The organism is Streptomyces sp. NBC_00726 (assembly GCF_045161735.1).
Taxonomy (GTDB): Bacteria; Actinomycetota; Actinomycetes; order Streptomycetales; family Streptomycetaceae; genus Streptomyces.
In genome coordinates, this window is sequence record NZ_CP108983.1 from 660,362 (window position 1) to 671,865 (window position 11,504).

Consider the following 11,504-nt stretch of genomic DNA (forward strand, 5'->3'; position numbering starts at 1 on the left):
GTCCGCTCACCCCCCGGAGGGCTGACCGGCCGTCCGGGGCGCGCTGGCCAGGTGGCTGCCCACGCGCTTGACCATGAGCGTCATCTCGTACGCCACCTGCCCCACGTCCGACTCGGATTCGGCCAGTACGGCGAGGCAGCTGCCGTCGCCGGCCGCCGTGACGAAGAGGAACGCCTCGTCCAGCTCCACGACGGTCTGGCGGACCCTGCCCGCGTCGAAGTGGCGGCCGACGCCCTTGGCCAGGCTGTGGAAGCCGGAGGCGACGGCGGCCAGATGCTCGCTGTCCTCCCGCGTCAGGTCCTTCGACCCGCCGGTGGGCAGCCCGTCGCTGGAGAGCACCAGCGCCTTGCGGATGCTGGCGACGCGCGCGACGAGTTCGTCGAGGAGCCAGTTGAGTTCGCCGGACCCCTCGCGTGCGGTGTCGGCTTCGGCGGCGTTCGGTGCGGTCATGGACCGTCCCCTCCCGGTGTGGTTCCTGGTGCGGTGTCGCCGGGGCCCGTCGGGTCCTCGGCGTTCTCCTTGCGGCCGCGCTGCCAGCCACGCTGGAGCGAAGCCATACGGCTGCGTACCTCGTCGGCGTCCCGCTCGATGTCCTCGGCGCTCTCCACCGGACCGGGCCCCGCCGGGCGGGCGTCAGGCCCCTCGCGCAGCTGCGGGGCGAGGCTGGCCTGCCGGACGCGGCGGGGAAGGCCGCCGACGGTGTCGGGGGCGGGTTCGGGCGTACGGGGTGCGGGCACGGTGGGACGGCGGTCCACCGGGCGGGCGGGCTCACGGTCCTCGGAGGCGGGGTGGGCACGGCCTCCCACGCGGTCGCCCGCGCGGCCCCCCGTGCGGTCTCCCCCGTCGACGCGGCGGCCCCGGTCGGTGACCAGGGTCGGCGGGCGGCGCCGGCGGGGCAGCGGCCGGGTGCCCTCGGGGTGCAGGGCGCGTACCCCGTCGTCGGGGGCCTGCTGGTGCTGCTCGCGCTCGCCGTCGCGGCGCAGGGCGCGGGCGCGGAAGATGCCGCCGCGTTCGCTCTCGGTGTCCTCCAGGTCGGCGACCCCGTCGAGCACGGAGTCGAGCCCGGGGCCGGCCACCGCTTCGAGGACCGGGTCGCGGGTGAAGTCCAGCGGTTCGTCGCCCTCCAGCTCGACGGGGCCGTTGAGCAGGGCCGGGTCGACCAGGCCGGTGGGGACCGGCGAGAGGCCGGCCGGCCGGCCCGGCACCGGGTCGTCGGCCGCGAGGCGCCGGGGGTCGCCGTCCGGTGTGCCGCCGGCGATGGCCTTCTCGGCCCGGCGGTCGAGGCGGAAGCCGGTGCCGTGCGATTCGGGGGCGTCGGTGAGGAGGGCGGCCGGGATGAACACGACGGCGGTGGTGCCGCCGTACGGGGAGGTCTGGAGGGAGACCCGGACGTTCTGCCGCTGGGCGAGCCGGCTGACCACGAAGAGGCCGAGGCGGTCGGTGTCGGACAGCTCGAACTCGGGGGTCTCGGCGAGCCGGAGGTTGGCGTCGAGCAGGACATCGGGGGGCATGCCGAGGCCCCGGTCGTGGATCTCCAGGGTGAAACCGTTGGCGACGCGCTCGCCGTGCACCTGGACCGCGGTGTGCGGGGGCGAGAACACCGTGGCGTTCTCCAGGAGTTCGGCGATCAGGTGGGTGAGGTCGGCGACGGCCGGGCCGCCGACGCCGATCCGGGGCAGCCGGCGGACCTCGATGCGTTCGTAGTCCTCGACCTCGGCGACGGCGGCCCGGACCACGTCCATCAGCTGGATGGGCTTGCGCCACTGCCGGGAGGGGGCGGCGCCGGAGAGGATCACCAGGCCCTCGGCGTGCCGGCGCATGCGGGTGGTGAGGTGGTCGAGGCGGAAGAGATCGGCGAGTTCGTCGGTGTTCTCGGTGCGGCGCTCCATGGTGTCCAGGAGCGTGAGCTGGCGGTGCAGCAGGACCTGGTTGCGGCGGGCCAGGTTGACGAAGACCTCGGAGACGCCGCGGCGCATGTCGGCCTGTTTGACGGCGGCCTCGACGGCGGCGCGTTGCAGGGTGTTGAGTGCCTGGCCGACCTGGCCGATCTCGTCGCGTTCGTACTGGAGGTGCGGGGACTCGGTCTCCACGTCGACCTGTTCGCCGGAGGCGAGGCGGCGCATCACGCTCGGCAGCCGGACGCCGGCGACCTCATGGGCGTCCTTGCGGAGCCGGGTGAGGTCGCGGACGAGCTCGCGGCCGATGCGTACGGAGACGAAGACGGAGACGACGAGGGCGAGGAAGCCGAGGACGCCGGCGATGCCCGCCTTGATCAGGATGCCGTAGCCGGCGGGCTTGCCGCGGTCCTTGAAGCGGTTGTTCATCTCCGTCGAGTCGTTGGCCAGCCGTTGCAGGGCGGCCGGGGCGACCTCCTGCCAGCGGGCGGCGTCGGCGGTGCGCGGGCTGGTGGTGGGGCCCCGCGAGATGATCCCGTCCTCGGCGGAGCGCAGCGGTTCGCTGTCCGGGCCCTGCCAGTATTCCTGGACGCGGCGGCGTTCGGAGGCGGGGAGGAGGTCGAGGTTGGTCTCGTAGAGCAGGCCGCGCTGGGCGACGAGGTCGGATATCTGGCGGAGTTCGGGGGCGGTGAGGCGGCCGGCCAGGAGTCCGGAGGCGACCAGGGCGTCTTCCCGGGAGAGCATTTCGCGGGCGCGGGACAGTCCGGTCAGTGCGCGGACCTGCCGGTCCATGGAGACGTTCTCCATGGTGTGCAGGCCGGTCAGGAATCGGTAGCAGGGGTCGATCAGGCGGTTGTAGTAGGCCATCGCCTTGAGCCGGCCGATGGTGCGTTCGTCAACGGATTCACGCAGGGCGTCGAGTCCTTCGACGGCGCCGAGTATCGAGCCGAGCTGCGATTCCGCGGTCGCCCCGAGCGCGTCGCGGATGTCCTTCCGCCCGGCGCTCGCGCGGACCTCGGCCACGACCCGGTCGGTGGCGGCGCGTTGGCGGCGCAGTACGGGCAGGGCGTCGGATGCGCGCGGGTCGGCGAGGAACACCAGGGTCTGGCGGCGTTCGCTCTGGATGACCCGGACGGTGTCCTCCAGGGGGTGGCCGACCTTCTCCACGACGGTGCTCGCGCCGAGCAGTTTCCCGGCCTCGCGCCCGGTGAGATAGGTGGCGAATCCCCAGAGGGCGGTGAGCGATACGAGGGGCACCACGAGCAACGCCACGATCTTCCTGCGGATGGACTTTCCGCGAAAGCGCATGGCCTCCCCCAGGTCATCCCCGCGGGACCGGGGACGGGTTTCGTCAACAAACGGCGCGAGCCTACTACCGACACACAGACAACTCGAAGGCGTGTCCGGACGATTTTCGGCCGCCTTACCGGGAGTTGACCATGGCTTGTCCCGGTATTCCGGGAGATGAAATTCACGAAAGCGACAGAAGAGCCCCCGGGGCATGGCAGGTTCCGTCACGTCCCGGTTGGCTGGAATTCTTCGTTTCGTGACGCCTGGGAGGAATCTTCACCGCTGACCACTCGTCTGTCTGTACGGGGGCAGGGGGACCAACGGGGCACGCTCGGGCGGACGGGACGGACCGTCGGCGTAGAAAGGGTGTATGCCGGGCAGCAACCCTGAAGTCGGACAGTGGTGGGAGTGAACGGCCTTGGACACACAGGAGCGTGAGGGCGCGGTGGAGCCTGCGGGGGATGTGCGCGAGCCGGGGCGGCCGCCCCTGTGGGTGGAGGAGCCGGCGACGCGCAGGCGCATGCCCGATCCGGTGCGGACGGCGGCGGTGCGGGCGGTGCTCGTCCTGTCGGTGACGATGATCCTAGCGATGGTGGCGTTCCTGACCGCGCTGGCCGGGTCCTGGCTCTCCTTCCCCATGGTGCTGAGCGGGGTGGCGAGCACGGTGGTCGCGACCTGGGCGGTGCTGGACGTCTGGGTCACCCGCCAGGTGTGGAATCAGCGCAACGGCGTGGTCTCCGAGCCCAGCAGCTCGGCCCGGCGGCTGCGCCGGGAGCGGCGCAGGGCCCGGCGGGAGGCCCGCGCCGCGCGGCGGGACGCGGCGCGGACAGGCCACCGGGGCACGGACCGCCTGTCGCGGGCCTGACCGCTGTCGCGGGCCTGACCGCGCCCGGCCGCCGGTCCTTGACGACAGGGTCTACGGGGTCCGGGTCTCCTCGATCGTCTCGGAGGCGTCCGGGGTCCGGGGCGCCGGGGCGCCGCGCTTGAACATGCGGGTCGCGGTGATCTCCCCGTGCACCGTCTCGCTGCCGGGGTCCTGCTGCGGCAGCCCGGGGCGCAGGTGCTCCTCGACGCTGATGTACTTCAGCCCGGCGCGCAGGTCCGCGTCGTTGCGCAGCCGGATGACGAGCGGGAATTCCGCCAGCGCCGTCGTGTCGAACAGGCCGGTGGTGTACAGCAGCTGTACGCCGAGCGCGTCGGCCACCGCGCGCTGGAGCTCCAGCAGATAGGTGGCGTTGGCCCGGCCGATCGGGTTGTCCAGGAACAGCGTGCCCGCGTGCCGGTGCTCCGCGCGGTCGCGCCCCCGGTCGTTGCTGCGCAGGGCGGCCATCGTGCAGTACAGGGCGATGGCGGCGGTGAGCAGCTGGCCGCCGGAGAAGACGTCGCCCATCTGCCCGACCGGCACCCGCTCGGCGCGCAGCACGGCGTCCGGCTTCAGGATCTCGACGGCGACGCCCTTGGGTTCCAGGGCCGCCCGGACCCCGCGCAGGAGCAGCGACATGCCGTCGCGGCGCAGGTCGGAGTTCTTCCGGAGGGCCGCGCGCGTCGCCTCGTCCACGACCTCGCCGAGCCGTTCGGTGAGGGTGGCCTGGTCGGGCTCCTCGAAGCGGATACGGAGGAATTCCTGCCCGGACCACTCCCCCAGGCCCTCGGGGAGCCGGGAGAGCCGCTGGGCGGAGCGCAGCGTGGTGAGCGCGGACTCCACCAGGCCGCGCAGCCGGTCCACGATGGAGTCGCGGTTGCGCTCCAGCTGGGCCAGCTCGTCGGTGAGGACGCGGAGCCGGGGCGCGAAGGCGGCGGCCCACTTCTCGGCGTGCTCGGGGAGCGCGGCGGCGGGCAGTTCGCGGATCTGCTGCCGGGCCGGGGTGCGGACCTGCTCGTAGCGGGTGGAGTTGGCGTGCCGTACGAGGACGTCGCTCGCCTCCCGGACGGCCGCTTCGGCGGCGGAGAGGTCGGCGGCGCAGCCGCGCAGCGAGCGGCGGGCCTCGGCGGCGGACTGCCGGGCCTCCTCCAGGCTGCCCGGATACGGCTCGGGCTCCTCGGGGTCGTCCTCGGCGCCGTGGTCCCTGAGCAGGTCGCGGAGCAGGGCGGCGGTCTCGTCGAAGCCGCCCGCCGCGTCCTCGGCCGCGCGGTGGGCGTGCAGCAGCTCGGCGTGGGCGGCCCGGGCGGTGTCCAGCGCGGCGGTGGCGGCGGCCAGCTCGGCGGTGGCGGTCCGCAGGAGGGCCTGGGCCTGTTCGGCGTCGGCGGGCACCCGGTCGTCGGGCAGCTCGGTGTGCAGGCTCTCGCCGTCGGCGGGCGCCAGGCGTTCGGCCTCGCCGCGCAGCCGGCCCAGCTGCTCGCTGGCGGCGGAGGCCCGGGTCTCCAGGAGCTGGACGAGGGATTCGGCGCGGGCGGCGGCGGCCTGCCGGGACGGGCCGTCCGCGCCGTCGGTGCCCTCCAGAAGCTGGGCGGCCCGGGTGCGGACCTTGTTGGTGAGGCGGTCCAGCTCGGCGAGGGCGGCGCTCTCGTCGCTCTCGGCTCGGGCCTGCTCGGCGCGCAGGTCGGCGCCGACGCCCACCTTCTCGTACAGCTGCGACGCCGCCCGGTACGCCTCGCGCAGGGCGGGCAGGGCCTGGCGCGGGGCGTCCTCGCCGAGGTCGGGGAGGTGTTCGGGGGCGCCGGCGATCTCGGCGCGTTCGGCGCGCAGGGCGCGGGCGGTGCGGCGGGCGTCGTCGGCGGCGCGCTGGGCGGCGCGGCGGTCCTCGTCGGCGGCCCGGGCGCGCTCCAGGAAGACGGTGGCGCGGGCCTCGCTCTCCGCGGCCTCGTCGGTCAGCTCGCGCAGCTTGGCCTGCCAGCCGGCCCGTTCGCGCAGCCGGAAGGCGAGTCCGGCGAGCGCGTCGGCGGCCCGGCGGGCGCGCTGGGCGGCCTCCTGGCGCTCCTCGCGGACCCGGGCGGTGTCGGCGGCGGCCTCGTCGGCCTCGGCGCGGACCGTGCGGGCCTCGGCGAGGACGGCCTCGGCGGTCCCGGCGGCGGTGCGGGCGGTGCCGGCGGCTTCGGCGAGCTCGGCGAGCATGCCGGGCGGGCAGTCGGCGCGCCAGGAACCGATGCGGGCGGCGAGGGCGCGGTCGGCGCCGAGGCGGGCGGCGAGCACCCGGATGTCCTCGTCGCGGGCGGCGGCCCGGCTGCGCAGCGCCTGGCGCTCCTCGTCGGCGGCGTGCTCGTCGTGCATGGCCGGGTTCGGCGGTACGAGGAAGACGCCTTCGCCGGTGCCGGGCGCGCCGGTGCCGGGGCCGGGCACGGGGGCGAGGAGGGCGGCGGCGGTGCCGACGGCGACGGCGGACCGGGGCAGCAGGGCGGCGGCGCCGAGGACGTCGCGGGCGCGGGCGTGCGCGCCGGGGTCGGTGATGACGACGCCGTCCACGAGCTCGGGCCGGGCGGCGAGGACGGCGGCGTGGTCGGCGGGGTCGACGGCCTGGGCGAGGTAGCGCCAGCCGGGGAGGGCGGGGATGCCCTGTTCGCCGAGGTATTCCACGGTGGCCAGGACGTCGGGGCTGGGCGGGAGGAGGCCGCCGTCGCCGAGCGCGCCCAGGATGCGGGCGTCGTCGGCGGCCGCGGTGCGCAGTTCGAACAGGCGCCGTTCGGCGGTGGTGACGCTCTGGTCGAGCAGGTCGCGCAGCTCGTCGGCGGCGCGGTCGAACTCGTCGGCGGTGAGTGCCTGTCCGGCGGGCCCGGGAAGGGCTGCGGTGGCGGCGGGCGCGCTGTGCGGGGCGGGTTCGGCTCCGTCCGGGGTGGCCGGTGCGGGGGCCTGCCCCTCGTCGTGCCCGTGCTGGGCGTCAGCGGTCCGGCCGGTCCCGGCGGCGGCCTGCCGGGGGCGGGGGACGGCGCCGGGCAGGCCGAGGAGTTCGGCGAGGCGGGGTTCGGCGGCGAGGGAGTCGGCGGCCCTCAGCTCCGCCTCGTACGCCTGCTCGGCGGCGCGGGCGGCGTCGGCGGCGCGGGCGGCGGCCAGTTCGGCGCGGGACTCGTCGGCGGTGGCCCGGCGGGCCCGGTCGGCGGCGGCTCCGGCGGCCTCGCGGGCGGTGTCCCAGGCGGCCACGGCGGCCTGTTCGGCGTCGTTGGCGGCGAGGGCGGCCCTGGCCGGGTCGGCGTGCGGCGCGGTGTCGTCCAGCCAGCCGGCCCGGACGGCTTCGGCGGTCTCCTGCTCGACCTCGGCCAGGCGCTGGCGCAGATGGCCGGCCTCGCTGCGGGCGCGCTGGGCCTCGGTGGCGGCGGTGGTGGCGTCGCGGTGGGCGGCCTCGCCGGCGCTCTGGAGGGTGTCGGAGCGCTCCTCCTCCTCGTTGGCCCGGCTCTCGCCCGCCTCGGCGGCGGTGTGCAGGGCCCGTACGAGGTCGGCGGCGGCGCCCGCGCGGGCGGCGAGGGCGGGAGCGGCGTCGCGCTCGGCCTCCCGGATCGCGGCGGCGACGCGGGCGGAGCGGTCGCCGGCGGCGCGGTGGCGCAGGACGGCTTCGGCGGCCTGCCAGGCGGCGTGCAGGGTGCGTGCGTCGCCCAGTTCGCGGCGCTGGGCGGCGGCGCTCTTCTCGGCGGCGGTGAGCGCCAGCGAGGCGTGCCGGTAGGCGAGTTCGGCGGCGATCAGGGCGCTGCGCCCGCGGGTGTTCTCGGCGCCGGTGACGGTGTGGGCGGCGGCGGTGACCTGCTGGGCGAGCTCGGCGGCCCGGCCGCGCTCCTCGCCGGCGCGGGCGGAGAGGCGGCGGGCGAGGGTGCGGGTGCGGCGCTCGGATCCGGCGTGGATGTCGCGGGCGCGGGCGCGGGTGCCGGCGGCCTCGACGATGCGGCCGAGGAGGTCGGCGGAGCCTGCGGTGAAGTCGCGTTCGGCGGTGAGCTCGGCGCGGCGGCCGAGTTTGTTGCCGAAGCCGCTGACGAGGTCGGCGAGGCCGTCCGTGTCGCGGGTGTCGGTGACGGCGCGCAGCAGCAGGTCGGTGAAGTCGGAGTCCTTCTTGACCGCGAAGAGGCCGGCCGCCTCGCCCTCGTCGGCGTTCATCTCGCGCTGGTAGCGGAAGAGTTCGGGGTCGAGGCCCAGGTCGCCGAGGTGTTCGTTCCAGCGGTCGTGGATCTCCTCCCAGTGCACGTCGAGGTGCTGGTAGAACTTCCCGGCCTCGGTGAGCGCGTCGCGGAAGCCCTTCATGGTGCGGCGGCGGCCGCGGGCGCCGGAGACGCCTTCGGCGGGGCGGCCGACGGCAGTGGACTCGGCGACGGGCAGCGAGTCGAGCCCGAGTCCGGGGCCGGGCCGGAACGAGTACCACGCCTCGGCGAACTTCCGGGGGTCGTTGGAGACCTGGCGGCCGCGCCACTCGCTGACCTTGCCGACGACCACGCACTCGCCGGTCAGGGTGTGCTGCCATTCCAGGGCGACATGGCCGCAGTCGTCGGCGAGCAGGAACTTGCGGAGCACGCCGGAGCTGGCGCCGCCGAGGGTGTTGCGGTGGCCGGGGAGCATCACCGAGAAGATCAGCTTCAGCAGGACGGACTTGCCGCCGCCGTTCTCCAGGAAGAGGACGCCCGCGGGGGCGGGCCGGCGCGGCGGGCCGACCGGCTCGTCCTCGAAGAACTCCGCCTGCGCCGGGGCCGGGCGGGGCACGGGCTCGCCGACTCCGCGCAGGTCGAGCACGGTGTCGGCGTAGCGTGCGCCGGCCGGTCCGATGGAGTAGAGGCGGACCCGGGACAGCTCGTACATGGCGGCGGACTCTCGTCGTTCTGGGAGCGGGGGGAGGGCGTCGGTGACGGGCGGCGGTCAGCCGTGGAACGGCAGGCCCGCGTCGGCCACCAGTTCCAGGTCGTCGGGGTCCGGGGGCGGCAGCAGCGTGGCGCTTCCGTCGGTGACGGGGACGACGCCCAGATCGAGGAGTTCGGCCATGGCGGCGGTGCCGGCCATGTCGCGGACCTGGAGCTGGTAGCGGGCGGTGGTGCGGTACGTGCCTCCGGCGTCGTCACCGGTGCGCTGGAGGAAGCCGGAGTCGGTGAGGAAGGCGACGGCCTTGCCGATGATGCCGGTGGTGGAGCCGGCGAGCCGGCGGGCGTCCTTGGTGGCGCCGGTGGCGCTGCGCCGGGCGTAGACCCGCCAGCCGGCTTCCAGGCCCGGGGCGTCGCTGGCCGGGTCGGTGTTGTCGCCCTGTTCCTCGGCGCGCTGTTCCAGGCGGTCGCACGCCTGGCGTACGAAGGCATCCACGCCGTTGACCGTGATCCGGCCGATGTAGGCGTCGTCGGCCAGGTCCTCGGGGCGCGGGAAGGCCATCGCGGCGACGACGAGGTGGGCGAGGCCGTGCAGGAAGCGGTCGGCGCTGTCCGAGGAGGCGCGGCGCGCGTAGTCGCCCATGCGGACGGCGAAGACGGAGTCCTCGCCCGCCGTGACGGCCATGCCGGCCCGGGGCGAGACCTCCAGGACGATGAGGCCGAGGCCGGTGGCGACGGCGTCGGCGAGCCGGGCGAAGGCGGGGTCGTCCCGGTAGCGGCGCAGCAGTTCGGCGTATTCCGCGTCGCGGGCGGGGAGCAGCTTGGGCTGGAGGCCGAAGGCGACGAGCCGGGCGGCGTCGGCCGCGTCCGCCGGGGTGACGGCGGCGGGTGCGGGCGCCGGGCGGTCGGGTTCGTAGCCGGGGGCGGGCCGGTCGGCGTGCTCGTGCCACGCGTCGGCGTGCTCTGCGCGGTGGTCGCTCACGACACTGGCTCCTCGGTGCGGAATGTATTGCGGAAGGCGGTACGGGGGCCGGGGGCCGTCATGGCGCCTCCGTACGGTCGGCGGCCATGCCGGCGGCGTCGAGCAGGGCCGTGCCGACGATCAGGTCGGCGCCGCCGAACTCCTCGTCGTCCAGCGGGGTGCCGTCGTCCACGGAGAACAGCAGGCGGCGCTCGCCCTGGCGGTAGGCGGTGCCGACCGGGGGGCTCGCGGCGTGCACCGCGAGCAGGGCGACCAGGTAGGGCAGGTCCGGGTCGCGGCGGCGGGCGTCGGCCAGGAGGCCGGAGAGCCGGCGCGGCGCGTCGTGCTCCAGGTCGAGCAGCTCCATCGCGGCGGCCAGCTGCTCCTCGCTGAAGCGGCTGTCGTCCGGGGTGGCGATCAGGTCCGGCTCGGGCATCTCCGCGCCGAGGTGTTCGCGGGCCGGGGGCGGGCTGAGGAGCAGGTCGACCAGGTCTCCGACCCGGACGGAGACCGGGGTGCGCAGGCCCGTGCCGTGGGCGAAGAAGGCGTCGGTGGCGCGGCTCGCCCGCTCGACCGGGAGCGGCAGCAGCGGGGCGAGGAGCTGCCCGTAGAGGTCGAGTCCGGTGCGGGCGGCGGGGGCGGCGAACGCCTGGCGGTCCTGCTCGGCGCGGAACAGCGGTCCGGCCTCCAGCAGCCGGGACTGGAGCTGGGTGTGGCGGCGGATGCAGTCCTTGACGATGTCGACCAGCTCGGCGGCACGGCGCTTGTGCTCGGGGTCCTCGGCCTCGTCGCGGGCCTTGCGGATGTTGGTCAGGATCGCGTTCTCGTGGCGGTAGCGGTCGGCGACATGGTCCAGGGCCTCGGCGATCATGTCGGGCACGGCGTTGAGCCAGTCGACCGCGCGGACGTTGCGCCGGGTGGCGTCGAGCGTCTTGCGCAGGGTCTCCGCGTACTGCACGGTCCGGTAGCGGGCCTGTTCGGCGGCGAGCTGGGCGTCGGCGAGGCGGCCCCGGCTGATCAGGACCTCCAGCTTGACCTCGGCGGCGATCTGGGCGCTGGTGACATCGGTGTCGAGGGCGCCGACCAGGACGTTGACCGCCTCGTCGGTGGCCCTGAGGTAGACGCTGCCGCCGTGCCCGGGGACCTCTTCGATGAGCTTGAAGTCGTAGTCCCGGCGGACGTAGACGCCGTCGGGCCCGAAGGTGCCGTAGACCGCGCGGAAGCCTCGGTCGACGCTGCCGACGTTGATCAGGTTCTCCAGGACCCAGCGGGCGACCCGTTCGTGCTCGGCGGCGGGGCGGGCGGGGGCCTGGGCGGCGACACGCGGGAGGAGCCTGGTCACTATCTGGTCGTGGTCCGCGCCGGTGTCGAAGTCCATGTTGAGCGTGACGTGGTCGATCGCGGCGAGGGCGACCTCGGCCATCGCGTAGCCGCTGTACTCACCGGCGAGGTTCGCCTTGCGCACATCCAGGTCGTGCAGCGGCGCGGTGCAGGCGAGCGCGCGCAGCCGCCGGGACAGCCCCTCGTCGGCGGCCGGGCCCGGTGCGGGCCGCGGCCCCGCGCTGAGCTGGGGCGCAGCGTTGTCCGTGTAGGCAGGCGAAGTCACGGTGCACAGATTAGGTCCTCGCACCGACAACGGTCGAAACGGCGCAGAA

At 75.4% G+C, this 11,504-nt stretch carries 6 protein-coding genes; 1 reads left to right on the forward strand and 5 read right to left on the reverse strand.

The window, feature by feature from the left end; all coding sequences use genetic code 11:
• Positions 1-6: 6 nt before the first annotated feature.
• Positions 7-450 carry a roadblock/LC7 domain-containing protein gene (locus tag OG338_RS02810; protein ID WP_405935800.1) on the reverse strand — a complete coding sequence of 148 codons (444 nt, stop codon included), beginning with the start codon at positions 448-450 and terminating at the stop codon, positions 7-9.
• Complete coding sequence (locus OG338_RS02815; protein ID WP_405935801.1) at positions 447-3,203, reverse strand: nitrate- and nitrite sensing domain-containing protein; 2,757 nt, start codon at positions 3,201-3,203, stop codon at positions 447-449. The genes OG338_RS02810 and OG338_RS02815 overlap by 4 nt, the downstream gene beginning before the upstream one ends.
• Positions 3,204-3,603: 400 nt before the next feature.
• Here OG338_RS02815 and OG338_RS02820 point away from each other — a divergent pair, with 400 nt between their 5' ends.
• Positions 3,604-4,050 carry a hypothetical protein gene (locus OG338_RS02820; protein ID WP_405935802.1) on the forward strand — a complete coding sequence of 149 codons (447 nt, stop codon included), beginning with the start codon at positions 3,604-3,606 and terminating at the stop codon, positions 4,048-4,050.
• 51 nt (positions 4,051-4,101) lie between these two features.
• Here OG338_RS02820 and OG338_RS02825 read toward each other — a convergent pair whose 3' ends face one another.
• Genes OG338_RS02825 through OG338_RS02835 form a run of 3 tightly spaced genes read right to left on the reverse strand, consistent with a single transcriptional unit; the run spans position 4,102 to position 11,455 of the window.
• Complete coding sequence (locus tag OG338_RS02825; RefSeq protein ID WP_405935803.1) at positions 4,102-8,892, reverse strand: hypothetical protein; 4,791 nt, start codon at positions 8,890-8,892, stop codon at positions 4,102-4,104.
• Between the two features lie 57 nt (positions 8,893-8,949).
• Positions 8,950-9,870, reverse strand: coding sequence for a hypothetical protein (locus OG338_RS02830; RefSeq protein WP_405935804.1), 921 nt, complete (start codon positions 9,868-9,870; stop codon positions 8,950-8,952).
• 58 nt (positions 9,871-9,928) lie between these two features.
• Positions 9,929-11,455, reverse strand: coding sequence for a hypothetical protein (locus OG338_RS02835; RefSeq protein ID WP_018103966.1), 1,527 nt, complete (start codon positions 11,453-11,455; stop codon positions 9,929-9,931).
• Positions 11,456-11,504 lie beyond the last annotated feature (49 nt).

What these genes read in the sequence shown, in the direction of transcription:
- OG338_RS02810 (WP_405935800.1), bottom strand. Translation starts at nt 450, where the DNA reads ATGACCGCACCGAACGCCGCCGAAGCCGACACCGCACGCGAGGGGTCC.
- OG338_RS02815 (WP_405935801.1), bottom strand. Translation starts at nt 3,203, where the DNA reads ATGCGCTTTCGCGGAAAGTCCATCCGCAGGAAGATCGTGGCGTTGCTC.
- OG338_RS02825 (WP_405935803.1), bottom strand. Translation starts at nt 8,892, where the DNA reads ATGTACGAGCTGTCCCGGGTCCGCCTCTACTCCATCGGACCGGCCGGC.